23 protein-coding genes are annotated in these 26,132 nt (G+C 43.7%); 12 read left to right on the top strand and 11 right to left on the bottom strand.

The features are described from left to right. The first annotated feature begins 7 nt into the window (after positions 1 to 7). From DDR33_RS00315 to DDR33_RS00285, 7 genes are read left to right on the top strand one after another with little or no spacing between them, the layout of a single operon-like run. Positions 8 to 1,486, top strand: coding sequence for a complex I subunit 4 family protein (locus DDR33_RS00315; RefSeq protein WP_109413771.1), 1,479 nt, complete (start codon positions 8 to 10; stop codon positions 1,484 to 1,486). A gap of 26 nt (positions 1,487 to 1,512) precedes the next feature. Continuing rightward, positions 1,513 to 2,889 carry an NADH-quinone oxidoreductase subunit N gene (locus DDR33_RS00310; RefSeq protein WP_109413770.1) on the top strand — a complete coding sequence of 459 codons (1,377 nt, stop codon included), beginning with the start codon at positions 1,513 to 1,515 and terminating at the stop codon, positions 2,887 to 2,889. 55 nt (positions 2,890 to 2,944) lie between these two features. Continuing rightward, the gene (locus tag DDR33_RS00305) at positions 2,945 to 3,580 is read left to right on the top strand and encodes a DedA family protein (protein WP_109413769.1); all 636 of its coding nucleotides are present in this window, start codon (positions 2,945 to 2,947) and stop codon (positions 3,578 to 3,580) included. Between the two features lie 31 nt (positions 3,581 to 3,611). Continuing rightward, complete coding sequence (locus DDR33_RS00300; RefSeq protein WP_109413768.1) at positions 3,612 to 4,157, top strand: inorganic diphosphatase; 546 nt, start codon at positions 3,612 to 3,614, stop codon at positions 4,155 to 4,157. A gap of 5 nt (positions 4,158 to 4,162) precedes the next feature. Further along, a complete protein-coding gene (locus tag DDR33_RS00295; protein WP_109413767.1) occupies positions 4,163 to 5,488 on the top strand; it encodes a hemolysin family protein in 1,326 nt (441 codons plus the stop codon). 11 nt (positions 5,489 to 5,499) lie between these two features. Then, a complete protein-coding gene (locus DDR33_RS00290) occupies positions 5,500 to 6,201 on the top strand; it encodes a 16S rRNA (uracil(1498)-N(3))-methyltransferase (RefSeq protein ID WP_109413766.1) in 702 nt (233 codons plus the stop codon). Between the two features lie 2 nt (positions 6,202 to 6,203). Then, complete coding sequence (locus DDR33_RS00285) at positions 6,204 to 6,869, top strand: DUF4159 domain-containing protein (protein WP_109413765.1); 666 nt, start codon at positions 6,204 to 6,206, stop codon at positions 6,867 to 6,869. Between the two features lie 46 nt (positions 6,870 to 6,915). Here DDR33_RS00285 and DDR33_RS00280 read toward each other — a convergent pair whose 3' ends face one another. Then, on the bottom strand, positions 6,916 to 8,517 hold the full coding sequence (locus DDR33_RS00280; protein WP_109413764.1) for an SUMF1/EgtB/PvdO family nonheme iron enzyme: 1,602 nt from the start codon (positions 8,515 to 8,517) through the stop codon (positions 6,916 to 6,918). Between the two features lie 250 nt (positions 8,518 to 8,767). On the opposite strand from DDR33_RS00280, the gene porV reads away from it, so the two are divergent. Continuing rightward, positions 8,768 to 9,892 (top strand): type IX secretion system outer membrane channel protein PorV, encoded by a 1,125-nt coding sequence (porV, locus tag DDR33_RS00275; protein ID WP_158280601.1) that lies wholly within the window; start codon positions 8,768 to 8,770, stop codon positions 9,890 to 9,892. Further along, positions 9,889 to 10,365 carry a 2-C-methyl-D-erythritol 2,4-cyclodiphosphate synthase gene (ispF, locus tag DDR33_RS00270; RefSeq protein ID WP_109413762.1) on the top strand — a complete coding sequence of 159 codons (477 nt, stop codon included), beginning with the start codon at positions 9,889 to 9,891 and terminating at the stop codon, positions 10,363 to 10,365. The genes porV and ispF overlap by 4 nt, the downstream gene beginning before the upstream one ends. A 17-nt stretch (positions 10,366 to 10,382) precedes the next feature. Here ispF and DDR33_RS00265 read toward each other — a convergent pair whose 3' ends face one another. Then, the gene (locus tag DDR33_RS00265; RefSeq protein WP_109413761.1) at positions 10,383 to 10,553 is read right to left on the bottom strand and encodes a FeoB-associated Cys-rich membrane protein; all 171 of its coding nucleotides are present in this window, start codon (positions 10,551 to 10,553) and stop codon (positions 10,383 to 10,385) included. A 117-nt stretch (positions 10,554 to 10,670) separates the two neighbouring features. On the opposite strand from DDR33_RS00265, the gene typA reads away from it, so the two are divergent. Then, complete coding sequence (typA, locus tag DDR33_RS00260; RefSeq protein WP_109413760.1) at positions 10,671 to 12,476, top strand: translational GTPase TypA; 1,806 nt, start codon at positions 10,671 to 10,673, stop codon at positions 12,474 to 12,476. Positions 12,477 to 12,687: 211 nt separating this feature from the next. On the opposite strand, the gene DDR33_RS00255 is transcribed toward typA, so the two are convergent. The 8 genes from DDR33_RS00255 to DDR33_RS00220 form a co-directional block, all read right to left on the bottom strand. Continuing rightward, positions 12,688 to 14,163 carry a lipopolysaccharide biosynthesis protein gene (locus tag DDR33_RS00255; RefSeq protein WP_109413759.1) on the bottom strand — a complete coding sequence of 492 codons (1,476 nt, stop codon included), beginning with the start codon at positions 14,161 to 14,163 and terminating at the stop codon, positions 12,688 to 12,690. Between the two features lie 14 nt (positions 14,164 to 14,177). Continuing rightward, entirely contained in the window at positions 14,178 to 15,218 is a 1,041-nt protein-coding gene (gene pseI / locus DDR33_RS00250) for a pseudaminic acid synthase (RefSeq protein ID WP_109413758.1), read from the bottom strand. Then, a complete protein-coding gene (pseG, locus tag DDR33_RS00245) occupies positions 15,211 to 16,710 on the bottom strand; it encodes a UDP-2,4-diacetamido-2,4,6-trideoxy-beta-L-altropyranose hydrolase (RefSeq protein ID WP_109413757.1) in 1,500 nt (499 codons plus the stop codon). The genes pseI and pseG overlap by 8 nt, the downstream gene beginning before the upstream one ends. A 9-nt stretch (positions 16,711 to 16,719) precedes the next feature. Then, positions 16,720 to 17,445 carry a cytidylyltransferase domain-containing protein gene (locus DDR33_RS00240; RefSeq protein WP_109413756.1) on the bottom strand — a complete coding sequence of 242 codons (726 nt, stop codon included), beginning with the start codon at positions 17,443 to 17,445 and terminating at the stop codon, positions 16,720 to 16,722. 14 nt (positions 17,446 to 17,459) lie between these two features. Then, positions 17,460 to 18,632 carry a UDP-4-amino-4,6-dideoxy-N-acetyl-beta-L-altrosamine transaminase gene (gene pseC / locus DDR33_RS00235; protein WP_109413755.1) on the bottom strand — a complete coding sequence of 391 codons (1,173 nt, stop codon included), beginning with the start codon at positions 18,630 to 18,632 and terminating at the stop codon, positions 17,460 to 17,462. 3 nt (positions 18,633 to 18,635) lie between these two features. Next, positions 18,636 to 19,652 (bottom strand): UDP-N-acetylglucosamine 4,6-dehydratase (inverting), encoded by a 1,017-nt coding sequence (gene pseB, locus DDR33_RS00230; protein WP_109413754.1) that lies wholly within the window; start codon positions 19,650 to 19,652, stop codon positions 18,636 to 18,638. Then, positions 19,652 to 20,539 (bottom strand): motility associated factor glycosyltransferase family protein, encoded by an 888-nt coding sequence (locus DDR33_RS00225; protein ID WP_109413753.1) that lies wholly within the window; start codon positions 20,537 to 20,539, stop codon positions 19,652 to 19,654. Before DDR33_RS00225 ends, pseB begins: the two co-directional genes overlap by 1 nt. 81 nt (positions 20,540 to 20,620) lie before the next feature. After that, positions 20,621 to 21,367 carry a class I SAM-dependent methyltransferase gene (locus tag DDR33_RS00220; protein WP_109413752.1) on the bottom strand — a complete coding sequence of 249 codons (747 nt, stop codon included), beginning with the start codon at positions 21,365 to 21,367 and terminating at the stop codon, positions 20,621 to 20,623. 60 nt (positions 21,368 to 21,427) lie between these two features. Here DDR33_RS00220 and DDR33_RS00215 point away from each other — a divergent pair, with 60 nt between their 5' ends. Together DDR33_RS00215 and DDR33_RS00210 are read left to right on the top strand one after the other, a co-directional pair. Further along, a complete protein-coding gene (locus DDR33_RS00215) occupies positions 21,428 to 22,717 on the top strand; it encodes a glycosyltransferase family 4 protein (RefSeq protein WP_109414158.1) in 1,290 nt (429 codons plus the stop codon). After that, a complete protein-coding gene (locus tag DDR33_RS00210) occupies positions 22,707 to 23,468 on the top strand; it encodes a glycosyltransferase family 2 protein (RefSeq protein ID WP_109413751.1) in 762 nt (253 codons plus the stop codon). The genes DDR33_RS00215 and DDR33_RS00210 overlap by 11 nt, the downstream gene beginning before the upstream one ends. 54 nt (positions 23,469 to 23,522) lie before the next feature. On the opposite strand, the gene DDR33_RS00205 is transcribed toward DDR33_RS00210, so the two are convergent. Further along, positions 23,523 to 26,033, bottom strand: coding sequence for a glycosyltransferase family protein (locus DDR33_RS00205; protein WP_109413750.1), 2,511 nt, complete (start codon positions 26,031 to 26,033; stop codon positions 23,523 to 23,525). Positions 26,034 to 26,132: the final 99 nt, after the last annotated feature.

The raw sequence follows: 26,132 nt of genomic DNA, 5'->3' as shown, positions 1-26,132 counted from the left end.
ACAATAAATGGAAATTTTACTGCTTATATTTTTACCTTTAGCCGGTGCTCTGATCGCATCCTTATTTGGTAAATCCCGAAATGCAAAGATTGTGGCCTTTATCTGGTCTCTGCTTTCGTTAGGAGTGTCCGTCTACCTTCTTTCTGTTTTTAACCCCGATTCTGTTGCGCCGCAGTTCGAATATGACTATCCCTGGTTCCTTGAATTCGGAATTCGTTTTCAAGCTGGAATCGACGGGATCAGCATGCTGCTTGTGCTCCTGACTAACGGGTTGATACCATTAATTATCCTTTCGAGCTTTAAACATGATTATAAAAATCCGGGAGCATTTTACGGGTTAATACTTTTCATGCAAAGCGGGCTTTTGCTGGTTTTCACGGCACTTGACGGTTTTCTTTTCTATCTTGGCTGGGAGGCTGCATTGATACCGATCTACTTTATCTGCGGGATATGGGGGGGCGAAAACAGAATACGTGTTAATATGAAGTTTTTCATATATACCGTTTTCGGAAGCCTGATCATGTTGCTTGCGATTATTTATATGGCTTATCATACGCCTGGGCAAAGCTTCGGCCTTCAGGCTTTTTATAACGCATCGATCAGTCCAACTGCCCAGGGCTGGGTATTTTTAGCATTCTTTCTTGCCTTTGCAATTAAAATGCCTGTTTTTCCATTTCATACATGGCAGCCGGATACCTATACGGAGGCGCCTACGACGGGTACTATGCTCCTGGCGGGCATTATGCTGAAAATGGGAGTTTATGGTGCTATCCGCTGGTTAATCCCTGTCGTGCCCCTGGGCTATAATCAATGGGGGCCATGGGTATTAATGCTTTCGATAGTGGGCATCGTTTATGCCTCCATCATTGCTTTTACCCAGAAAGATATCAAGCGGCTTATAGCATACTCGTCTATTGCGCACGTCGGACTAATTGCAGCAGGTGTGTTTGTCTGGAATGTACAGAGTTTGCAGGGAGCCATGATTCAAATGATCAATCACGGTATTAACGTGTTTGCTTTGTTCTTTGTGGCTGATATTATAACACGGAGGTTGGAAACGCGTGATAGTTCGAAGATGGGGGGAATTGCATCTGTATCACCTCAGCTGGCGATTACTTTCCTGGTTGTCATATTAGGAACGATCGCTCTTCCGCTTACGAATGGGTTTATAGGAGAGTATCTTCTGCTACTTGGGTTATCCCAATATAATCTCTATGCGTCTGTTATTGCGGGTTTGACAATCATCTTTGGTGCGGTTTATATGCTGAGGATGTATCAGCGAATCATGCTGGGTGAGACGAATGAACTGACGCTGACATTTAAAGATATTGACGGGACCGAAAAGCTGGTACTTGGGATCGTGTGTGTGCTGATCATTGTGATAGGTGTTTATCCAAACCCTATTCTTCACATTTCTGAAGCAGCAGTGAAAACTCTGGTTCAAACTGTTGAGGCAAGGATTAATGGTTTAAGTACAACGTTCTAGGCAATAAGTGATACTGAATTAAGACAATGAATGCATTAATAACTATATCTCTCTTAGCATTATTCATTTTATACCTCGGATTGTTCAAAGCGTATAAAGCTTTGCTGCCGGTGACATTGCTTGGGCTTGCCGGTGCTTTTGCCCTGGCTGTATCAGAGTGGAACAGCTTCCCTACGCCGATCTTCAGCAATATGATGCTGTTTGATAATTTTGCAATAGCATTCTCGGGTATTACAATATTTACCACTTTCCTGGTACTTCTTCTCTCAAAGGGTTATTTTGAAAGGATAAGTTCTAATGTAGCGGAGTATTATGCACTGATCTTGTTTGCTCTGGCCGGTATCGTACTGATGGTATCTTACCATAATTTATCGATGCTGTTTATTGGTATTGAGATCATGTCGGTAAGTCTTTATATCCTTGCAGGGATTAAGAAAAGGGATTTTTCATCTAATGAGGCTGCCCTTAAATACTTCCTGATGGGTGCGTTTTCAACAGGGTTTTTGCTGTTTGGAGTAGCTCTTTTATATGGGGCTTCAGGTTCTTTTGACCTTGAGGGTATACGCAATTATATCGTATCAACACCCAAGCCTTCGGCCCTTCTGTATACCGGGATCATTCTGATCCTGATCGGACTGTGCTTCAAGGTGGGTGCGGCACCTTTCCATTTCTGGACGCCTGACGTGTATGAAGGATCTCCTTCTCTCATCACAGCATTTATGAGTACAGTGGTGAAGACAGCCGGGTTTGCAGCTTTTCTGAGAATAATGCTGAATTGCTTTGCACCGAAACAGGAGTTCTGGATACCTGTTCTTGTAACTATAGCAGCGTTGTCACTGCTGATCGGAAATGTTACGGCCGTTTATCAGCAACACTTCAAAAGGATGCTGGCATACTCGAGTATATCACATGCCGGATACATGTTGTTTTGTGTGATCGCTCTTGACGGATCTTCTGATAATGCTCTTTTTGTCTACGCTGCGTCATATTCAGTTGCTTCTATTATTGCCTTTGGAGTGTTAATTATCCTGCAGAGACAAACCGGAAATGATAGCTTTGACAGCTTTAACGGCCTTAGTAAGAAGAATCCTTTTCTTGCATTTACATTGACAATAGCAATGCTGTCGCTGGCGGGTATCCCGCTGACTGCCGGTTTTGTCGGTAAGTTCATGATGTTTACCAGGACACTTGCCACTTATCATACTTATTTAGTGGTATTTGCAGTGGTGAATGCTGTCATCGCAATCTTCTATTATTTCAGGGTAATTGTGGCTATGTATTTTAAGCCCGAGGAGAGAACTGAACTGATTGTTCCGGCCTATTACAAAATTGTTCTGGCCTTCTCTGCAGTAGCTACTATACTAATGGGTATTTATCCCCACTTTATAGCAGGGCTGATATGATCGGATATTAGAATAAAAAGTTGTTCTAATATTCGTAGCTTTACGGATATTCATTATGCACGAGCTCTGGGACCATCTTCAACAATTAATTAATCCGGAAAGGCTTCTTAGGGAAGGTGGTTTTTATCTGGTTTTATTTGTGGTCTTTGCGGAAACCGGATTGTTCTTTGGATTTTTCCTTCCCGGAGATTATCTGTTGTTCCTTGCCGGAATGTTTGTGGCCACGGGGAAGCTGGATGTTTCGATTTATACACTTGTAGCCGGACTGATGGCTGCCGCTATATTAGGTAATTACGTAGGATACTGGTTCGGACGAAAGACGGGACCTGTGCTATACCTGAGAAAGGACTCCTTATTCTTTAAAAAGAAATACATCAAAGCTGCTGAAGAATATTATGAAAAACAGGGAGCTTTCGCATTAATCATGGGACGTTTTATTCCGATAGTCCGGACGTTTGCCCCTATAGTTGCGGGAGTTATTGGGGTGAATCCCCAGAAATTTACTTTCTATAATGTGGCCGGCGCTATTTTGTGGGTTGCATCACTAACTTTATTAGGTTTTTTCTTGGGGAAAAGATTTGAGAAGGAGATAGACGAATATCTTTTATATATTATTATCGGTTTTATCTTCGTTACTGCTATTCCTCTTGTTTGGGCCTTTTTTAAGAGAAAATTTCTAAACAAAAGTTAAAATAAGAAGTTGAACGAAAATATAAATGACTATGAGTAAAGACAATGCCTGGCACCGAGTGTCTCCAGGCAATCAATTACCTGTTTTTGTTAACGCTATCATCGAAATTCCGAAAGGCTCTAAAGGTAAGTATGAAATTGATAAAGATTCCGGGTTGCTGAGGCTTGACCGGATCTTGTTTTCGTCGGTGATGTATCCTGCAAATTACGGCTTTATCCCCCAGACTTACTGTGATGACGAAGACCCCCTCGATATTCTTGTGTTGTGTTCTGTGGACGTGTTTCCGATGTCTATCATTGAAGCGAAGGTAATCGGTGTCATGCATATGGTGGATAACGGAGAGCAGGATGATAAGATCATTGCGGTAGCAAAGAATGATATGTCGGTTAATTATATTGATGATCTTGAGAGCCTTCCTCCTCATACAATGAAGGAAATTGTGCGTTTTTTCCAGGATTATAAAGCCCTGGAACATAAGAATGTGACAGTTGAGCAACTTATGGGAAGGGATGAAGCTTATAAAGTGATCAAAGATAGCATAGAGTTGTATAACACCACGATTGCACCAAAGTTATAAGATAGATGGGCTTCCAGATATTTCTTACTTTCTTCCTGGTTTTACTTAACGGTTTCTTTGTTGCCGCCGAATTTGCGATTGTAAAAGTGCGGGCATCTCAGATAGAGATTCAGGCAAAGTCGGGCAGCCGGATGGGGAAAACTGCAAAGCATATCACCCAGCATCTGGATGCCTATCTTGCGGCTACTCAGTTGGGGGTGACGCTTGCTTCTCTTGGTCTCGGATGGGTAGGAGAGGAAGTAATGGAGCATCTCCTGAGTAATCTGCTGTATGCATTTGGTGCAGGGCCTTTATTTGTGGCTTCTTTTACAAAGACAGCTGCACCTATTATTGCTTTTGTTATCATCACCGTTTTACATATTGTTTTTGGCGAACTTGCACCAAAGTCTATCGCTATCCAGCGTCCTATTGGTGTCACCATGGGGGTATCTCTGCCTCTTCATTTCTTTTATATAGTATTCCGCCCCTTCATCTGGCTTTTAAATGGTTTTGCCAACCTTATCCTGAAAATGATCGGGATCAGTACGGTAAACGGCCACGAGGCTGCGCATACTTCGGAGGAGCTGCAATATCTTCTGGAGCAAGGGAAGGAAAGCGGTGTACTCGACATCAATGAGCACGAGCTGATTAAAAATGTTTTCGATTTTAATGAAAGGATCGTTAAGAATATCATGGTTCCGAGAACCAAGATATCGGGCATTGAGAAGAGTACGCCAGAGCAGGAAGTGCTTGATACTATTCTGAAGGAAGGGTATTCCCGGATACCTGTGTATGACGAAACCATCGACAAGATTGTGGGGGTAATTCATGCAAAAGATATCCTGCCCATACTTGCCGGAAAAAAAGAAATGGTGCTGGAGGATATTATCCGTAAGCCTTATTTCATTCCTGAGACCAAGAAAATTAACGATCTGATGAAGGAGTTTCAGCAACGCCGGATTCAAATCGCAATTGTTCTTGATGAATTTGGCGGTACTGCCGGTATGGTTACGCTGGAAGATATTGTTGAGGAGCTGGTTGGGGAGATTCAGGATGAATTCGATGAGGAAAAGCCGATAGTAGAAAAGGTGTCGGATCATGAATTTATTGTGAATGCTTCTGCCCCGATATACGATGTGAACGAGTATTTACCACATGATCTTCCAGAAGATGAGGATTATGATACTGTCGGCGGGCTTGTGGGCGATCTTTTCGGAAAGATTCCGGAGGTTGGTGAACGGAAGGAGTTTTATGGTTACGTTATAACTATTCTGAAGAAAACGGAACAAAATATTGAGTCTGTTAAGTTAGACCTTGTCATCAATCACGAAGATACTATCGATACACGTTAAAAGTATTCAGTATGCATCTTTTCTATACCCCTGACATATCCGGCAGCCAATACGAATTAAGTGAGGAAGAGAGCAGGCATTGTGTTAAGGTTTTGCGTTTGGGTACTGATGATATTATTCATCTTATAGACGGGAGAGGGGGCTTTTATAAAGCCAGGATCGTTAGTCCGGATGCCCGGAGAACGATTCTGGAAATTGAAGAGCACCTTCCTGACTATGGGAAGAGAGAGCATTATCTTCATGTAGCCATCGCTCCAACCAAAAATATTGAGCGCTTCGAGTGGTTCCTTGAGAAGGCGACCGAAATAGGTATAGACGAGGTTACTCCCCTGATCTGTGACAGGTCGGAAAGACGCGAAGTTAAAACCGGCCGGCTGAGCAAAATTATTACATCCGCTGTAAAGCAGTCGATTAAGGCTTATCATCCTGTGCTTCACGAGCCTGTTCGGTTCAGAGACTTTATTCATCTCCATTCGCAGGAGCAGAAGTTTATTGCTCATTGTATGGAAGGAGAGAAGTCTCCTTTGAATACACGCTTAAAACTTAAATCATCTTATATTATTTTAATAGGACCGGAGGGAGATTTCAGTCCGGCTGAGCTGGAAAGTGCGTTGAAAGAAGGTTTTGTTCCGATATCTTTAGGGACATCCAGGCTACGTACAGAGACTGCCGGCCTTGAAGCTTGTTTTGAGGTCAATTTCTTAAACAGGTAGAGATGAAGAGACGTGAATTCATGGGCGTGCTTCTTGCTGCGGGCGCCATGCTGCCGGCAGGGTTTACAATGCCTTCCTATAAACTGGCGCGCCTGAAGTATAACGGTGGAGGTGATTGGTATGCTAATCGTACTGCGTTGACCAACCTGGTTGCTTTCTGTAATAAGAACATCGGAACTAATTTTGATACGGAAGAAGCGGTTGTTGAGGCGGGTAGCCCGGGGTTATTCAACTATCCTTTTGTTTATATGACCGGACACGGTAATGTGGTTTTTACAGACCAGGAGGCGGCAAACCTCAGGAAGTATTTAACCGGTGGGGGATTTCTCCATATTGATGATAATTACGGTCTCGATAAATTCATCCGTCCCCAGATGAAGAAGGTACTTCCTGAGCTGAGTTTTACCGAACTGAGTCCGCAGCACCTTGTATACAAGCAGAAGTTTCAGTTTCCTGCAGGTCTTCCAAAGATACATGAACATGATGCGAAGCGTCCCCAGGGATTCGCGTTGGTTTATAAAGGACGGCTTGTTTGTTTTTACACTTATGAATGCGATTTGGGAAATGGGTGGGAGGATTATGGAACTTATGCAGGCGACTCTGAAGCTACCCGGCAAAAGGCTTTAAAGATGGGCGCTAATCTTGTTCAGTACGCCCTTACCCAATAAAAAAAGGGCCGAAGCCCTTTCTAATATTATATATCATTAAGAAATCTTATTTAGCTCTGCTGGAAGCCCTTGACTTCGGTTGTTTGAAATGAGGTTTGTTTTTAGTGTAGATCTCTGTAGATCCCGTCATGTTCATTGCACATCTGAAGCCGACTTCGGCACTTGTTTCATCCTGCTGCATAAACCTTCTTGTTGCAGGGTTCAGCCAATAAGCGCGGTCATTCCATGATCCTCCTTTGAATACCTTTGACCTGTCGTTCACCAGTGTTACCGTGCCATACAGTTCATGATTAACTGTATCCTGGAATCCTCTCATATCGGGATTGAATGGTTTACTATTTGAAGTTGCTGTACTGTCAGCAGTTCCATTCAACTCAGCCCAGGTTTGTTTTCTAAGCGAAGGGGCAGCATCTTTTATCGGCCTGCCGTATTTGTCTTTAGCGTAAGTCCATTTGCTCTTGTCTTCCAGTCTCTTGTTCACGTATTGATTACCACGGAAAGGATTGAAGTCTTCAAAATCTTCGAATGACATTTTTCTGTATGTGTCTTCCACCCACTCATTCACATTCCCTGCCATATTGTATAAGCCAAAGTCGTTAGGAAGGTAGGCTCTTACCGGAGCTGTGATGTCTGCTTTATCGTTCAGATATCCTCCTGTACCCATGTTGTCACCCTCTCCACGTTTAAAGTTGGCCATGATCATCCCTTGAGTTTTCTTCTTAGCGGAGCGGACTCCAAGGCCATTCCATGGATAGATCTTTCCATCTTCTATATTTTCATATTGAGTGTTTCCGGCCAGGGCGAGCGCAGCATATTCCCATTCTGCCTCTGTGGGTAAGCGGTAGTGTTCTTTTAGTACACCATCTTCCCGGGTTACGGGCCTTCTCGGTACCGTACCGCCAGTTGCTCCGGCAGCGTTTGCTGAAGGATTCAAATTCTTTGGCATTCTTTTGCCGTCAATGCCCTGACCCTGATACTGACCGTTCAGATAAATGTCTGTGTTGAAAGGATCTTTGGTGGCGGCACCACCTCCTGTTGCACCTGCTCCGCCTCTTGTATTAGCAGCAAGCGTTTTATAATCAAGAAGGATGCCTCTTTCCCGCAGGATCTGCTCGTTAACACGGTCTGTACGCCACTCTGCATACTCACGTGCCTGCTCCCAGCTGATTCCCACTACAGGATAGTCCTGATAGGCGGGGTGACGGAGATAGTTTTCTACATACGGCTCATTATAGGAGAGCGGGCGGCGCCAAACGAGTGTATCCGGCATGGCATTGTAATAATATTCCCGGTCTCCGGGGAAATTTCTCTGTATCCAATAGAGGTATTCGCGCCAGTCGACATTGGAAACCTCTGTTTCGTCCATATAAAATGAGGCGACTGTAACTCGTCTTCTCAGGTTGTCATATTCATAGGCGAGATCCTGACTCAGACTGCCTCCCATAACAAATGTTCCGCCCTCAATTGCGATAAGACCGGGTCCCGGACCTGGTTTTATTTTTCTCGCAACCGAAAATCCCCCGTTATTTTTATCGTTGTAGGACCAACCTGTTTTGGAAGAAACTCCGCTACTTTTGCTTTTACAGGACGTCCCCAGCAATCCCAATGCACACATCCCAGCGGTAAAAAGTATAGATAATCTTTTCATTTATTTTTTTGAGAGCTAAAAATGCTAAAATAGTGATTAATCATCAGCGTGACAAAAATCAAATTAACTGTGTTCTGCCTGTTTATACGTTAATTAATTCTGTGGGTTACACGTATTTAAAATTTCCACTAATAACATATTGTTTAATAGTAAGTTTGCCTGTATCATTCATACGGCGCTTTTTAAAAAATTGTTTTCCTCCGTAAAAAATTTATACTTTTAATGCATGTCGTTTGTTAAAGTTCAGGTAATGGAACGATGCATATCAGGGATTGCCTGTGTGCTTTTTTCTTTAAGCATTCAGGCCCAGTCTGTCACTACAACGAAACGCATTGACACCGGAGCAGATTTCCTTCTCATTGCGCCAGATGCCAGGTCGGGGGCAATGGGTGAGGTGGGTGCAGCGACCTCGCCCGATGTGAATTCTGCGCACTGGAATCCAGCCAAGTTAGCTTTTACACCCGACAGCTGTTCTGTTGCTTTGTCATATAGCCCATGGCTGCATAACCTGGCATCGGATATGTATCTGGCTTATATGAGTGCACATTACAGGATTGATAACCGGAATACGGCAGGCTTATCATTTCGCTATTTTACTGCGGGGGATATTGAGCTGAGAGAGGGGCCTGATGATGTTCCGGGAACCTTTACGCCCAATGAATTCGCGATTGACGGCTCTTTTGCCAGAAAGTTTGGTGAGAGGTTTTCGCTGGGATCGAACATCCGGTTCGTTTACTCCAATCTTTCTAACGGTGTCCTTCTTCAGGGGCAGCGCACAGATGCGGGGACCGCGCTCGCCGCAGATGTTTCAGCGTACTATCATCAGCCGGCAAATTTTTGGGGGAGGGATGGCCGCATTGCTTTTGGTGCGAGCATTACCAATATCGGGAATAAAATAGGATACTCAGGCAATGGTGAGAAACTTTTTCTGCCAACCAATTTAAGACTGGGGACTGCAGCGACCCTTTTTGACGGACCAGGTGAATTTACATTTGCCCTGGACCTGAATAAGCTGCTTGTCCCGTCTCCGCCGGTGAGAGATCCTGATGGGAACATTATACAGGGAAGCGATCCTGACAAGTCGGTGCCTGCCGCGATATTCGGCTCTTTTGCCGATGCTCCCGGCGGGTTTTCAGAAGAACTGAAGGAAATCGCGTGGTCAGTTGGCATGGAATATATTTATGATAAGCAATTTGCCTTAAGGACCGGATATTTTTATGAAAACCCGGATAAAGGTGACAGGCGGTACCTGACCCTGGGCGGAGGAGTTCGTTACAGGCGTTTTAACCTTGATTTTTCATACCTCATCGCGAGTCAGCAGCGGAGCCCTCTGGCAAACACCCTGCGTTTTACTTTTACATATAATATAAAATGAAGATTAGAGTAGGATTTGGATTTGATGTTCATCAGCTAAAGGAGGGACATCCTTTTGTATTAGGAGGAGTAACCCTTGATCATCATTCAGGAGCTTATGGGCATTCGGATGCAGATGTGCTGCTGCACGCTATTTGCGACGCCCTTTTGGGTGCAGCTAATCTGCGTGATATTGGTTATCATTTCTCCAACAAAGATGAGCGGTGGAAAGGGATCAGCAGTATTGTATTGCTGAAAGAGTGTGTCAGGCTTCTTGCTGAAAAGGGCTGGCGTACAGGTAATATCGATGCGATGATCTGCCTGGAAGCCCCTAAGATCAATCCTCATGTATCTCAAATGAAAAAGAATATTGCAGAAGCTATTGGTATTTCAGAAGAGGATGTGTCTATAAAGGCGACAACCAATGAACAAATGGGCTTTATAGGCAGGGAAGAGGGTGTAGTTGCTCATGCGGTGTGCCTGATAGAAAAGTAAAGGAACCGATCAGGCTTCTACTTTTCTTTTACCGGGCGGGATGGCTGTATACCGGAGAAATCGACGCCGCATTTGCCACATCCGGATGCGCAACCTTTTTTGGAATTGAGGTTTCTGTAGATGATTCTGATAATATATCCGAGCGCTATGATAAATAACCCGGTAACGATAATTTCCTGAGCTCCCATAACACAAAGGTAAAATAATCTTAATGCCTGATTGTCATTTGTTTTTAAGCTTTGCAAAAGCACTGAAATACGAATTTAAAACCGTATCTTTGCCGAAATTTTTTGAGAGCATTTTTCATGCAGAACATTAGGAATATTGCAATTATTGCACACGTTGACCACGGTAAAACTACTCTGGTAGACAAAATTTTACACACATGCCAGCTATTCAGGGACAACCAGGAAACCGGTGAGCTGATATTGGATAACAATGATCTCGAACGTGAGCGTGGGATTACGATCGTATCTAAAAATGTGTCGGTAAACTACAAAGGAGTAAAAATCAATATTATTGATACTCCGGGGCACGCGGACTTTGGGGGAGAAGTGGAGCGGGTATTAAAAATGGCGGACGGTGTGTTACTTCTGGTGGACGCATTTGAAGGTGCAATGCCTCAAACCCGTTTTGTTACACAGAAAGCACTTGCGTTAGGTTTGAAGCCTATCGTAGTTATAAATAAGGTAGACAAGGAGAATTGCCGTCCTGACGAAGTTCACGAGGCTGTATTCGAACTTTTCTTTAATCTTGAAGCGACAGAGGAACAGCTTGAGTTTCCTGTTATTTACGGATCCTCCAAGCAGGGCTGGATGAGCACAGACTGGAAGAAGCAGACTGAGGATATCACTCCTTTGCTGGATGCTATACTGGAGCATATTCCTGCAGCGCCTGTGAATGAAGGTACTCTGCAGATGCAAATTACTTCTCTTGACTATTCGTCCTTTGTTGGCCGTATCGCTATCGGAAGAGTTGCACGGGGACTTATAAAGGAGAATATGCCGGTATCCCTGGTAAAAAGGGATGGCAAGATACAGAAGTCACGTATTAAAGAGCTGTATACATTTGAAGGTCTTGGAAAGATCAAAGTTCAGGAAGTTAAATCAGGTGATATCTGCGCTGTTGTTGGTATCGAAGGCTTCGAGATTGGTGATACTATCGCTGACTTTGAGAACCCTGAACAACTTGAAGTGATCCACATCGACGAGCCGACGATGAATATGCTGTTCACTATCAACAACTCTCCGTTTTTTGGCAAGGAAGGTAAGTTTGTGACATCCCGTCACCTTCGTGACCGTCTTCATAAGGAGATGGAGAAGAACCTTGCTTTAAAAGTGGTTGAAACTGATTCCCCTGATGCATATCTTGTGTATGGGAGAGGAATTCTTCACCTGTCGGTTCTGATAGAAACGATGCGTCGTGAAGGATATGAACTGCAGGTTGGTCAGCCGCAGGTAATCGTTAAGGAAATTGACGGAGTGAAATGTGAGCCGGTAGAGACACTGATCGTAGATGTTCCGGGTGAGGTTGCCGGTAAGGTAATTGAGCTTGTGACTCAAAAGAAAGGTGAGCTTTTGGTGATGGAGCCTAAGGGTGACTTGCAGCATCTCGAATTTGAGATTCCTTCAAGGGGGATTATCGGACTTAGAAATAACGTGCTTACTGCAACTGCGGGAGAAGCTGTTATGGCGCACCGTTTTAAATCTTATGAGCCATGGAAGGGTAATATCCCCGGAAGGCTGAGCGGAGTATTGGTGTCAATGGAAAAGGGGCAGACGACTGCTTATTCTATTGATAAGCTGCAGGACCGCGGCCGGTTCTTCGTGGAACCGGGCGAAGATGTTTATGAAGGCCAGATCATGGGTGAGCATATCAGAGATAATGACCTGGTAGTAAATGTCGTAAAAGGCAAGCAGTTAACAAACATGCGTGCTTCCGGAAGTGATGACAACGTCAGGATTGCTCCCGCAATTAAATTTTCGCTTGAGGAAGCAATGGAATATATTCAGAATGACGAGTATATTGAAATTACTCCTAAGAGCATGCGGTTACGCAAGATCTACCTGACAGAAAATGAGCGTAAGATAAATGCTAAAAAGTTTGTTTAAACAAAAGTAGCTGTCATAATTAATATAAAGAGGCTAAACTCAATTTGAAGTGAGTTTAGCCTCTTTTTTGTTTTTTAGTATTATAATTAACCTTCCTTGTAATCCGGAATTTACATCAGCCGCGATCTTTATTACACAGAGTTTGTCAGTTTGCTATTTAAGATACTTTCCGGGCAGTCTCTTACTTTTAAATTTTTGTAAGGGCTAACTGCTATTTAAAGACCTTTTTTCTCAAACCATCAATGGTGTCGTTCATCTCAGGAGCGATCTTAAGAGAATATATGATTCCGGTATATAAGAGCGTGATAATTCCTGACCTGATAATGATATCCGGAATAAGAGGTAGCTCCGGCAGATAGTGTATGAGGAATAATATAGCAAACCCTATCAGCATGATGTACAGATTTCGTATATCGAAGGGCTGCAAACCGAATTTTTTCCAGAGAAATATATACCTGTAAAGATTGAATATAAGAGTTGTAAGGGTACTTGCTGCAGCTGCACCGGCTATTCCCCAAACGGGGATGAAAAAATAATTTGCAAGTATTGTTACGAAAATCAGCCCCAGGAAGAAATAAGTATCATAACGGTAGTACCGCGATGTGGCAAGGATCATTCCGTTCATGCCGGTCGCCATATCAATTAAGCCGCTCATGGCGACAAACAGGATGACATATTTGCCCTGCGCATATTCAGGGGGGACCATTTTTAAAATGTTGTCAATATTTGCCCAGATGCCAACGAATAGAAGCAGTCCGATCAACAACTGATTCAGGCAGCTCTTCCTGTATATAGAAGCGATTCCGGGCAGATCATCCGATTTCCATTTTTCTGCGACTATAACACCCCCGATCCGGTACATCACCCGTGCCGGCATAGAAATTACAGTGCCAAAGAACGCCGTGATTCCATATATCCCGGTAAGGGACGTATTCAGCATATCTTTAATCATGATCTTGTCAATGTACTGGATGATCATAGTGGTCAGCCCGGTGATAACGGCGAAAAGGCTTACACTGCTCAGCATTTTAACGATTGGCTTGTCCAGAAAACTGAAGTCGGGAGCCAGATTGATCTTTTCTTTCTTCTTTACATTAATAATGATGAGAACGGTCGGGATAAGGTTGGCAAATAGCCAGATCCAGATAAACTGCGAGAATGGAAGCGGATAGAAGAACACAACCGCCAGGGCACAGGCGACAGTCAGCTTCTGCAGAAATTCCTTTAATATTGAGCCTGTTGCTGCATCAAGGAGTGCCACGCGATTATAGTTGTCAAAGGCACTAAAAAGAAGAGTTCCAGTTGTCAGGATCAATATGACCGGTGAATAATTGTTAAAGAAGTCCTCGTAGTCAGTATACGCAAAAATAACCGGTTTCAGAAGGAGGAAGAGGAGGCAAATGATCAAGGTGCCAACAAGAGGCACCGCAAGCATCAGGAACAGAAATCCATGGTGGTTTTTCTCCGCATTCCGGAAATAGGGGAAACACCTGGTACTCGCAGAAAAAAAGCCAAGCGACCCGAACTGTGTAAGGATTACAGCGAAGGCCATGATCAATTCCAGATATCCGTTTTCCTCAGAACTGAGCCCATGAGACCGCAGAAGCGTAACGCTAAAGAAGCCGATAATTACACCGAGGTAAGAATAAATGCTTCCTTTGATAGTCTGCTTGCCGATCATGTTCATAACTGGCGGCGAAGTTAAAGATTTTCCCAGCTTAAAGGAGTTCCCGCTTTAAGATCCGTATTTGCAGTTTTTCCTATTACAGAATCAATGAATTTTGGAGGGAGACCTATAGCCGGCCTGATGACTTTGAGATTATCTTCAGAAAATGCTTCCCCTTTTTTGATGTCTTTTGATACATAAATGGAGCGTTTAAAGAACACGCTCTTCTCTTCTGCTGGTTGGATGCCATATTGGATCTGACCAAGGGCAAGGAACGCTCTTTCAGTTTCTGTGACGAGTGCCTGCAGCTCCTCCGGTTCTAAAGAAAACGTACTGTCTACCCCGCCATCCGCTCTTCTTAGTGTAAAGTGCTTCTCAATGACGCGCGCTCCCAGCGCTACCGCAGCTACAGAGGCTCCTATCCCCATGGTGTGATCTGAAAGGCCTGTTAGGCAATTGTGTAGTTGCCTGAGATGCGGGATGGTCAGGAGATTGGTATTTTCAGGACTTGCCGGGTATGTGCTCGTACACTTTAATAAGATGATATCCTTGCAGCCTGCAGCCCTGAGTACCCTGACGGTTTCGTCTATATCTGCAATTGTGGCTACCCCGGTAGAAACGATCACGGGTTTTCCGGTAGCGGCCACTTTACGTAAAAGGGGATGGTGCGTGTTTTCAAAAGACGCGATCTTATATGCGGGGACATTGAGACTTTCAAGAAAGTCTACTGCTGTTTCATCAAAAGGAGAGCTGAATGCAGCCATGCCTTTTTCTTTCGCCCTGTCAAAGATCGCTTCATGCCATTCCCATGGAGTATACGCCATTTTATACAGGTCGTAGAGTTCGCGGCCGTTCCATAACGACTTCTCATCATGAATGGTATAAGCGCCCTGCATTGTGATGGTATTTGCCGTATAGGTCTGAAGTTTCAGTGCATGAGCCCCCGCCCTGGCTGCAGCATCCACAAGCTCCAGCGCCCTCTCAAGTGATTGATTGTGATTACCGCTCATTTCAGCAATTACGAAAGGCTTGTGCTGGTCGCCTATTGTGAAATTGCCAATTTTAATATCATTCATAAATGTCTTTCCTTTCCAATTTGTAGCTTTTGCATCCGCTGATATCTGTTATTGCCGCTGTTATGAACCCAGCTTTTATAAACGATTTATAGGACGCCGTATTTTCTATCTTTATGTAGGCGCTTACTTTTTCTTCCGGATGGTGGGCAAGATAGTGCCTGCTTGCTTTCCTAATCATTTCAGGAGCCAGCGACTGGCCTCTGAAGTTCTCATCAACTGAAATACCGATAGTGGTTTCTACTCCGTCCCTGCTAATCCTGACCTGTCCGGCAGGAGAGCCCTCTTTATCCAGAAAGAGATAAAAATAATAATCAGGATCGTGAATATGCTCATGAAACCACCGGAGATGGTGTTCAAGACTGATATTGTGCTGTTGAAATGAATTAGCTCTTACTACGGGGTCGTTCGTCCATTTAAAATATAACATGGCATCTTTCTCCTCCGCGAACCTGAAATGAAGTTTTTCATTCTTAAGTTCTTCAAATACACTCCTCAATCTATCAGCGGAACGGCCGTCTATCAGCTTTTTCTGATTTTGTATCATTCCGGAGATTTGATGCGGCTCTTTAATCAGGCTTTCTACATGAAGCTTAATGCCGCTCGTGCTGATCTTCTGCAGATCTCCCAGGTCTTTCAGAACCTGTGCCGACTTTAAGCCATTTAGAATGGACTTTTGGTTATCTGCCGAAAACCCTGATAACAGCCCTATACCAACAGCACAAGCTTCCAGCGCAATCGTGCTTGCAGGGCAGATTGCCAGATCGCTTCTTTCTAATAATTGCCGGAGGCCGGCTGCATCTATGTTGATGTGGATGCTGATCTTTACCTCTGTAACAGTCATGGCAAGATGCCGGATCTGTTGAAGGTGAGGATTAACCGCTCCCAGCATAAGGTGAATTTCCTCAATTTGGCGGATATCCAGTAAGGCCTCTGTAAACTTCCAGGTCAGATTGTCTTTGTCTGCCGCCCCCATGCTGATAAAAATACTTCTCAGAGGTCCGGGCTTGCGGGATTCGGTATCGGCCAGAAAGGGTTTCCTCAGCATGGCATATTTTGAGCCAAGACAAAAGCGTACATCATCTTCGGCCTCATAATCCAGAGGTGAGATCCCTTCAGCGTGATTGATGACAACATCTGCCACCTGGCGCCAGCTATGCAGGTCGTCTATATAGACCAGTTTGCATCCTTTTCGTTTTATCCCGTTTTGATACCTGGCAGTGAATCCATAACCATCCAGTATAACAATTACTCCTGGCCGGAGATATGGTTGAAAATTCAGGAAGTCTTCTTCAAAATCGGAGGTTTGCGGCAGGGCTATGATTTCAATCGCCCTTTCCCTGATCATTTCAATGACCGGATTGCCGGGCTCCTGAACGGCAAAACTAATGCTAAAATGTTCTTTGAGCATGTCTGCGAGTGCCAGACAGCGGACGATATGCCCCATTCCAATGGAAGTTCCGCCGTCTGCTCTTATGATAATATCCTGTTTCAATAAGAAGTCCTATACTTTTTTCTGCTCAATATCAGCATTAATAGACGTCAGCTCAGGGTGGCCTATCAAAAGTTCCTCAATACTATGATAATCAAGTTTGTCAGCCTGATACTTTTCAATTAATATCTTAATCAGCTCATAGTCCTCAGGGGTGTCCACTGTAATTCTCAGGCTGCTATGATCCGTGTCCTGCTTTATATGATAAAACTCTGTGTTTCCCGAAGTGTTTTTCCAGATATATGGAGTTACATGCTCCTGGTCTGCTTTGTCAACGGCCTTCAGAAATGCTTCTTCCAGTAATTTAAAGCTGAAAATCTCAAAATCGAAACCCCTGGCAAATGTTCTTTCAATAGCATTGCTCATGTAAAGGTTCTCATTGTTGATTTTAAGATACTTTTCTATGCTGTTTCTTATTAGATGCGGGTCGATGAGAGGACAGTCTGACGTGACCCGCACAATAAGACCGAAATGGTGTTTGGTAGCCGTTTCGTAAAACCGGCTCAGTACATTCTCTTCGCTTCCTCTGTGAACTTTTAAGTTGTTCTGAGCCGCGAAGTCTGATACACAGTCGTCCGTTGAATTCAGGGTTGTTGCTATAGCAAGGTCAAGTCCTGTTTTCTGCAGCCTTTCAATGTGATAAGACAGGAGAGGCCGACCGTGAGCCTCTCTGAATATTTTACCCGGGAGCCGGGTACTTGTCATTCTAGCCTGCGTAATAATTCCAATATTCTTCACAGTGTCCTGCTTTATTAAAAAACGGCAAGGTTGAAATATCTCAGGATGGTATTAATTACCCTGTCCTGGTCTTCGTCTGTTAAAGCGTGATACATCGGGATGCTCAGACACCTTTCGTAGTAAGCCTCAGCTGCCGGAGCTTCACCTTTCGAGTGTCCCAGTCCTTTATAGTAAGGAAGTAAATGCACCGGTATATAATGTACCTGTGCATAGATATGCTGTTCTCTTAAGTAGTCGTACAGTCCCTTTCTGTCATCAACCTGGATGACGTAGAGGTGCCAGGCGTGCCCTCCCGTATTTACTGGCTTGATCACGGGGCTGTTTTCAAACGCTTTATCATACCTGGCTGCCAGCACCCTTCTTCTCTCAAGGTTTGCTTCTGCGCGTCCGAGCTGCGAAGAACCTAAAGCGGCCTGAAACTCTGTTAACCGGTAATTATAGCCAAGTTCCTGCATTTCATAATACCAACCTCCCTGGGCGACCTCATCGGGTGAATTGAGGAACATAGACGGATCTTTCGTGATGCCATGTGTTCTGTAAAGGATCAGCTTATCATATAGCTGTTTGCTGTTTGTGGTAATCATTCCCCCTTCTCCGGTTGCAATATGTTTTACGGGATGGAAAGAGAAAATGGACAGCTCGGCAAAGTTTCCGTTTCCACAGTTCTGATGGTTGCCCTGGCTGTCTGTAAAGTACCCGCCCGGAGCATGGCATGCATCTTCGATGATCCACAGACCATATTCATCTGCCAGCTTCCTGAAGGCCTCGAGGTCAGCTGCCTGTCCCGCGAAATCTACAGGGATGATACCCTGGAAAAAACCTTTGGGGTGAGCTTCCAGCAAGCTCCTCACTTTATTGATATCCAGTAAATATGTTTCAGGATCAATATCTGCAAACCAGACCTCTCCGCCACAATACTTTATGCAATTCGCGGAAGCGGCAAAAGTAATAGGGGTGGTGATCACCCGGCTTACGCTGTTTACGCCAAGTGCCATTGCGCAGAGGTGAAGTGCAGCAGTGCCATTAGATACTGCAACCGCATACTTTGCGCCGACATATTCTGCGAATTTGTTTTCGAAGGCGGGAATTTCCGGCCCCTGCGTGAGATAATCAGATTTAAGGACGCTGACAACGGCTTCAAGATCTGATTCTGTAATTGTCTGACGTCCGTAAGGAATTGGATTCATATTCTATGCTTTGAAATCAGGATCTACATGTTCAATGATAAGTTTTCTGATCTCATCGACCGATACCCATTCGGAGTTTTGCCCTGAGTTATACTGAAATCCCCTTTCCACCGGCTTTGCACCGAAGTGCCTGATATAATCATTCAAATCGAAATTGGTTACCTGGGGAAGAATCGCATAATACTTTCCGAGATCATAAGTAGTGAATGAGTCGGACGAAGTGATCATTTCCTCATGTACCTTTTCACCAGGCCTGATCCCTACAATTTCCTGCCGGCATTCGGGGGCGATGGCTGTTGCCAGCTCTGTAATCCTGTAGGAAGGAATTTTAGGGACAAAGATTTCACCGCCCCAGGCTGTTTCCATTGCATGGAGAACCATATCCACTCCACCCTGGAGGGTGATGTTAAAGCGGGTCATTTCCGGATCTGTAATAGGGATCACCCCATCCTTTCTTTTGTTAATAAAGAAAGGAATAACTGAGCCGTTCGAGCCCATTACATTACCATAGCGGACGACTGAAAACCTGATGTTCCTTTTTCCACGGATATTATTAGCTGCGATGAAGAGCTTGTCGGATGTTAGTTTTGTGGCTCCGTAGAGATTAATCGGGGCAGCAGCCTTATCTGTTGACAGGGCAACAACGGATTTTACATCCGTTTCGAGGGCAGCGTTGATGACATTTTCTGCACCCAGGACGTTTGTTTTAATACACTCACTCGGGTTATATTCTGCAATTGGTACATGCTTCATTGCAGCTGCATGTATTACATGATCAATGTCTTTGAAAGCCCGTTTTAAACGATCCGCATCCCTCACATCGCCTATAAAATACCTGATACCAGGATATTTTGAGTTCGGGAAGAGCTGCGACATCTGGAACTGTTTTTGTTCATCCCTTGAGAAAATGACAAGTCTCTTTATCCCGGGATACTGGGATAAGATCGTCTTTGTAAGATGCTTTCCAAGGGATCCGGTCCCTCCTGTTATCAATACCGATTTTTCGTTTAAGTCTAACATTACTCTTTAGTTTGTGTGATTTCCACCCTTTCAAAACTGTCAATATAGCTTTTGGCAGAGGCATTCAGAATTTCAGACCCTTGCGATGCCGCATATTCCTTCATTACCTGGTAGCTTTTAAATGCTTTATGAAAAGACAGGAAACAATCTGCTATGGTTACCTTTTTGTCGTTGATCCGGTCGTGAACCAATATAGGTTTTACCGGCTGTTTGTCGTAGAAGTGAACATCCGAGATCATGATCCTGTTGTCTTCCAGCTTAAACTGCTCATGCCATGAATGGTCGGCCCCGAATATAAAGATCTTCTTAAATCCCCGGTTGACGGCAAGATACAGGCAGGAGGCGAGTACATTTTCGCATTGAAGCATTCCCAGGCCATTCCTGAAAATGAAGTGTGTGAACCATTTAAATCCTTTTGTGATCACATAGTTAAAATAGAAAACCTTAATATGTTTGTTTTCTTTCTGAAGATTCCTGATAAAATAGGAATTTCTCCCGGTATAGGGGACAAACAGTTTTATGTCCCAGCTTACATTTTTAAAAAGCTCGAATGTGGCCCTTATATCTGCCCGGTTGTGAGTGGTGTCGTTAAATATAAAATAATAGCCATCTAGCAGAACATAGTTCTGAGGCATTAGAATTTCGAAATACTCTGACTGGATGAAATTATTGACGCAGAACATCTCGTTCTTCTTTATAAAGTCAATGTCCTTTTCAAGTGAGGTATTCAGGGAAGGGCCGTTTCCAAGAACGGAACAGACGGAACCTGTTGCAGGCGGCAGTTTTAATCCGAACTTTGATCTTACCAGTATTTTTAAGGTAGATGTTATGACGGAAACAGTTAAGGCAATAAATTTATCTAACTGTTTATAAATCGACTCAAGCATAGTAAATCCCCGGCATTAAGCCAGCATACCTGCAAATATAGTATATTGTATACTGAAAGAGTGAGAGGCCGGGGCTTTAACTTATTTTCTTGCCTGAAGGATGATGTAGGGGGATAATTGTTTTGACTCGAACCGGAGTGTTTTTGTCAGCACCTTTCCGGCCAGCCAGAGAGATTTGAGAAATGCCCTGATGAAGGGGGAAACCTGATCCTTATTTTCAAGCCATAAACTAAAGCCTCCAAAATAATCTGCTTTTATATCCTTTAGCTCAAGTTCGTTGGCAATAGACCTCAGCAGGTCAATATCCATAGAGTTGATATTGTGTTTTTCGTAGTTCTCAGGATCAAATTTTTTCTGCACCCATCCGTTGACTCCCCTGAAGTTCGGCAGCGTAATAAATAATTGTCCACCAGGCTTCAGAAGGCTGAGATGTCTGGCGATAATGTCCTTTGTATCGTGGAAGTGTTCTATTAACCCGCAGGACAGGACCAGATCATATTGCTGACTGCTTTCGTAATTAAAAAGATCGGCTTCGATTACCCGGATGTCTCCTGATGACAGGTTATTTGCATGAAGCACATCCTTTAATATGCCGGGGTGAACAAAATAATCGAGTAGTGTACTATTAATATTGAAGTGCTTTTTAAGAAAAATAGCATAGTATCCGGGGAAGCCTCCCAGCTCAATAGCGTTTTGGGGATGGTTTTCAGCAATGATCCCGGACAGCTGCTGGTGGAACAGGTAATTTCTGCCAACAGGGAAGGCCAAACCCGATTTAGACTCCCAATAGTTACTCCAAAAGCTACGGTCAGTGAGTGTATTAGACATACTTGTGCAAAGAAAGAAAAAAAAGAGGAAAGACATTAATGAATTGTATTTTTGGCGGTTGTGAGAGTTGCACATCTAAATGCATATGACGGAAACGGTGGAGCAGGACGTGCCTGCCTGCGGTTAAATGAAGCGCTGCGATCTGAGGGGATTGATTCGGAAGTTTTAGTGAATTATAAGTTTGGGAAAGATCCCGGTATAAAAAGCTTCAGCAATAGTTTTTTTTCAAAAGCTTTTACTGCTTTTTGCATCCTGACCGAACGCTTTATTACTTCTTTTTTTTCGAAGAAGGTCAAGGTACCCTTTTCAGTCCCCGTGTGGGGCAAGAATGCAGCTGCCAATAAGGAGCTCAGCAATGCAGATGTCATCCATCTGCATTGGGTGAACCATGCATTCCTCAGGCCGCGGGATGTGGCCAAATTGGCGCAATTAAATAAACCTGTTGTATGGACCTTTCATGACAGCAACGCCTTTACCGGCGGATGTCACGTGCGTTACTCATGCGAACATTTTGAAAATGAGTGTGGTATGTGTCCCCTGCTGAAACGATCCTCGCCCGGCGATCTTTCTCACAGGATCTGGAAAGCTAAGGAAGATGCATATAAGAAAGTTCTTCCGTCGGTTATTGCACCAAGTACATGGATGGCTGCATCGGTTAAAAGAAGTAAACTTCTGGGAAATGCAGGAATACAGGTTATTCCGAACACCCTTGATACCTCTACTTTCAAGCCGCTCGATAAATCAGAGGCGAAGAGAAGAGCTGGACTTTCAGCAGGAAAGTTTATTATGCTCAGCGGGTTTATGCCATCACGCAAAGATCTTCATAAAGGAACTCCTTATCTCCTTGAATCTCTTCAGCTCCTGGTTGATGGAGGGAGGATTGATCCTGAAAACGTAGAACTGGTGGTGTTCGGAAATCGTGACGAAAAAAACGTTCCTGATTTTCCGGTAAAGGCAACTTTTCTTGGTACTATTTCGGACGATGAGCAGCTTGCGATGTTTTACAGTGCTGCTGATGTTTTTCTGACCCCTTCCCTGGAAGACAATTTACCCAATACCGTGATGGAAAGTCTCGCGTGCGGTACTCCTGTGGTCGCTTTTACTACCGGTGGAATTCCGGATATGGTGCGGCACAAGGAAAACGGCTATCTTGCGGAATACAGATCTTCTGCGAGCTTCGCACAGGGAATTGAATGGGTATTATCATTCGGGGACCGCGAAATGCTTAACAGGTCTGCGAGAAGAACGGTCGAAGAGAATTTTTCAGAAAGGGTTATTGCTGAGCAGCATATTGCGCTCTATAAGAAATTGTTAAATAATACTGATGTCATCCAAGCCGATGAAGAATAATTCAAAGCCCCTGCTGAGCGTTATCACTGTCGTTTTTAATAACGCTGAATGTATTGAGCGGACGGTATTATCGGTTGTCAATCAAACTTATCCGAATATAGAATACATAGTAATTGACGGAGCCTCAACTGACGGTACCTTAGATATCATAAAAAGGTACGAAGATAAAATTGATGTGCTCAGGTCTGAAAGGGACAAAGGGATATATGATGCCATGAACAAAGGGCTTAATCTGGCTACGGGAGATTATGTGCTTTTTATGAATTCCGGCGATGAAATTTATTCTTTAAATACCGTGGAGCGTATATTCAATTCATCTTCTGATGCCGACATTTATTATGGAGAGACAGAGATGTATGATGAACACTGGAACAATCTGGGCGTAAGGCGGCATAAAGCACCGGAACAACTCACTTATCACAGCTTCCGGTATGGTATGAGTGTAAGTCATCAGGCTATTTATATCAGAAGAGATATTACTTCACCTTACAATCCCGAATATCAGCTAAGCGCTGATATTGACTGGATATTAAAAGCCTTAAAAAAGGCCGGTAAAGTGGTTAATACAAAGATGTTTGTTGCGAAATACATGGTAGGGGGGATGTCAAAAAAGAAGCACAGACAGAGCCTTATAGAACGGTTTAAGATTTTTAGTGAGCATTATGGCTTTATACCAAATGTGTTAAACCATTTTATTATTGCAATCAACTTGTTTGCTTATTATCTGAAGCATGGAAGAACAAATGACTAAAAAGAAAAAGCGTCTCCTAAGGGGACGCTTTTTCTTTTTAACTTTATTTCCAGGCTAACTTTTAGCCTTTTTCTTTTCATTATCAGGCTCTCCCCCCCGCTTCCTTTCTCTGAAACCTGCAAAGCCAAGGCCCCCTATGAGAAGGATAGAAGCTGCCAGCGAAATTTTCTCTCCGGCAAAATATGAAGTTGGCTCGAATTTAAACTCCAGCTTATGATTCCCTCCGGGAAGCTGTGCTGCGCGAAGAATATAGTTTGCCCTGAAATGAGGGATTTTTTCTCCGTCGACATATGCGTTCCATCCCTTGTCATACCAGACTTCGGCGAACACCGCTATCATATCTTTGCCGCAGGAATACTCATAGGTGAGATGGTCGGGATGATAATTTGTTAACTGTATAACAGCATTAGGGTCCGGCGTCCCTGCCTTTTTTGTATCTATTACAGACTTAAAGCTTTCATCAACAATAGCTTCTTTGTGAGGGTCGAAGCTGTTAATGCCTGTCATCTCTTCTTCCGCGTTTTTAACGTACAGGATATTTGAAACAAACCAGGCGTTCCCACATGCGGAACTTCTGTTTTGAATACGCTGTGATTGTCCTTTCTCGTCTGCCGTAATAACATACTTTGTATTGAGCATATCGAGAACGTCTTCGTTGATCGCATTGTTAAACTGCTTGTCCAGTACTTCCTGAAAACGCTTCAGCTTAGCAGCATGGTAGCCACCTACTGTGTTGTGAAAATAAGAGGCAGAGGCATCAGAAAATGTATTAATGGTGAGATCAAGTACCCTGTAATTGGGACTGGTATCACGCATAATGAGATCATCCACTTCGCGCTTTTTAAAAGTCTGGTTAATGGTTGCCTGATCCACAAACTTATCGTTATTCAGATAGCGTTTATCGACAGACCACATGTCAATCAGGATTGTCAATCCTATCAGGATGAAGGCCAGTTGTGAGTTGATCTTTTTCTGAATCAGCATCCACAAAATAGCAGCCCCGATCAGTACAAATATCAATGACCGGAAGGCGTCCATTCGTGCAATGCTTGTCCTGTCGTCTACCAGGCTGTTTACTAACAGACTGGCAAAACCCTGGTCGCCGCCAGTTACCTGTGTAAGTCCCTGCAGGATTGATTCATTGTTGGGGGATTTGAAACTAAGAATAAGCCCCGGGATAACTATCAGGATAAGCAAAAGGCCTCCTGTTATATAGACAGAATATTTCAGATTCTTCAGTAATTCTTTGGCGTCACGTTTACCGTCTGTAATTTCTTTTATAGCCAATACAGCTAAAACCGGGAATAGTAACTGCGTGACTGCCAGAATAGATTCTACTGCTCTGAATTTGTTATATAAAGGAAAATAATTGAAGAACAGATCGGAGACAAAAGGGAGATTCTTTCCGAAGGAAAGGAACATGGTCAATATGGTAGCGCTTAAGATCCACCATTTGATCCGGTCACGCACAATGAACAGTCCTAATACGAAAAGAAAGCAGATAGCCGCCCCAAAATAGTATGGTCCGGAAGTGAAAGGCTTAGAGCCCCAATAGGTATTAACGAGCCCCATGCCCTGCAATTGCTGCAAAGCTCCTTCTACCTGGGCTTCGGGAATACCTTTTGTCATCAGTGCTTTTGCGACTTTCGAATCTTTGTCCAGCTTCTTACCTGATTCACCTCCATAGGCGTCGGGTACGAGGAACGTCAGAGTTTCGCCGACACCCTGGCTCCATTGATAAGCATATTCCCTGTCAAGCCCGTTGGATGGTTTATCTCCTTCTGTTTTGATATTAGATTTTCCGCGAATAGATTCCTGGCCGTATTCATAGGTTGTCCAAAGCGTTCCTGCGTTTACCGCTGCTCCGAGTATTACTGCCGCCACAATCCATACCGCTGATTTCAAAAAGTCTGATGTTGTTTTTGACTTAACAGCATGGTAAAGTTCTATGAAGCCAAGAATGAGCAGCACCAGGAACAGATAGTAAGTCATCTGGATGTGGTTTGCTCTGATTTCAAGAGCAATAAACAGTGCCGTAAGACTGGCTCCCAGTAGGTGTTTACCCCTGAAAGTTAGTATGATACCCGCCGTTATAGGACCAAAGAAAGCAATAGCCATTGCTTTATTAAGGTGTCCGGCTTCAAGAATGGTGAAATTATATGTGGAAAAAGCAAAAGCTATGGCACCCGCGGCGGCAAGCCATGGGTTTACCTTCAGCAGTGAAAACATAAGATATGATCCCAGCAGAAGCAGCAAAACGATATGAATCGGATTAGGAAAGAATGTAGTGAACGCCTGTATTATATAAGAAGCTACATTCATGTAGTATTGTGTCCAGATCTGGTAAGATGGCATTCCTCCAAACATAGCGTTCGTCCACAATGGGGCTGTTCCATCTTTGGCCTTGAAATCCATAATCTCCCTTTGCATGGCTTTGGCCTGCAAAACATCTCCCTGGTAAATAATCTTACCTTGAAGAAGCGGGCTGAAATAGATAAAACACAGTACAATAAAAAAAACTATAACGGCTATATGAATGCCATTTCGCTTAAACCAGTTACTCATTATTCAAATATTGGTCACCAAAAATAGAATTTTTTAGCCTATGCTATAGCGGCTTTTACTATTGGGGCGAAATATTTTGAAAACGGAGCCTTAAAAATA

Origin of the sequence: Pararcticibacter amylolyticus (genome assembly GCF_003130405.1) — a bacterium.
GTDB lineage: Bacteria > Bacteroidota > Bacteroidia > Sphingobacteriales > Sphingobacteriaceae > Arcticibacter > Arcticibacter amylolyticus.
This window is presented reverse-complemented; position numbering and strand designations above follow the sequence as displayed.

Bases quoted from the DNA above. Each gene is read 5' to 3' on its own strand.
- DDR33_RS00315 (WP_109413771.1), top strand. From the start codon at position 8: ATGGAAATTTTACTGCTTATATTTTTACCTTTAGCCGGTGCTCTGATC.
- DDR33_RS00310 (WP_109413770.1), top strand. From the start codon at position 1,513: ATGAATGCATTAATAACTATATCTCTCTTAGCATTATTCATTTTATAC.
- DDR33_RS00305 (WP_109413769.1), top strand. From the start codon at position 2,945: ATGCACGAGCTCTGGGACCATCTTCAACAATTAATTAATCCGGAAAGG.
- DDR33_RS00300 (WP_109413768.1), top strand. From the start codon at position 3,612: ATGAGTAAAGACAATGCCTGGCACCGAGTGTCTCCAGGCAATCAATTA.
- DDR33_RS00295 (WP_109413767.1), top strand. From the start codon at position 4,163: ATGGGCTTCCAGATATTTCTTACTTTCTTCCTGGTTTTACTTAACGGT.
- DDR33_RS00290 (WP_109413766.1), top strand. From the start codon at position 5,500: ATGCATCTTTTCTATACCCCTGACATATCCGGCAGCCAATACGAATTA.
- DDR33_RS00285 (WP_109413765.1), top strand. From the start codon at position 6,204: ATGAAGAGACGTGAATTCATGGGCGTGCTTCTTGCTGCGGGCGCCATG.
- DDR33_RS00280 (WP_109413764.1), bottom strand. From the start codon at position 8,517: ATGAAAAGATTATCTATACTTTTTACCGCTGGGATGTGTGCATTGGGA.
- porV (WP_158280601.1), top strand. From the start codon at position 8,768: ATGGAACGATGCATATCAGGGATTGCCTGTGTGCTTTTTTCTTTAAGC.
- ispF (WP_109413762.1), top strand. From the start codon at position 9,889: ATGAAGATTAGAGTAGGATTTGGATTTGATGTTCATCAGCTAAAGGAG.
- DDR33_RS00265 (WP_109413761.1), bottom strand. From the start codon at position 10,553: ATGGGAGCTCAGGAAATTATCGTTACCGGGTTATTTATCATAGCGCTC.
- typA (WP_109413760.1), top strand. From the start codon at position 10,671: ATGCAGAACATTAGGAATATTGCAATTATTGCACACGTTGACCACGGT.
- DDR33_RS00255 (WP_109413759.1), bottom strand. From the start codon at position 14,163: ATGAACATGATCGGCAAGCAGACTATCAAAGGAAGCATTTATTCTTAC.
- pseI (WP_109413758.1), bottom strand. From the start codon at position 15,218: ATGAATGATATTAAAATTGGCAATTTCACAATAGGCGACCAGCACAAG.
- pseC (WP_109413755.1), bottom strand. From the start codon at position 18,632: ATGAATCCAATTCCTTACGGACGTCAGACAATTACAGAATCAGATCTT.
- pseB (WP_109413754.1), bottom strand. From the start codon at position 19,652: ATGTTAGACTTAAACGAAAAATCGGTATTGATAACAGGAGGGACCGGA.
- DDR33_RS00225 (WP_109413753.1), bottom strand. From the start codon at position 20,539: ATGCTTGAGTCGATTTATAAACAGTTAGATAAATTTATTGCCTTAACT.
- DDR33_RS00220 (WP_109413752.1), bottom strand. From the start codon at position 21,367: ATGTCTAATACACTCACTGACCGTAGCTTTTGGAGTAACTATTGGGAG.
- DDR33_RS00210 (WP_109413751.1), top strand. From the start codon at position 22,707: ATGAAGAATAATTCAAAGCCCCTGCTGAGCGTTATCACTGTCGTTTTT.
- DDR33_RS00205 (WP_109413750.1), bottom strand. From the start codon at position 26,033: ATGAGTAACTGGTTTAAGCGAAATGGCATTCATATAGCCGTTATAGTT.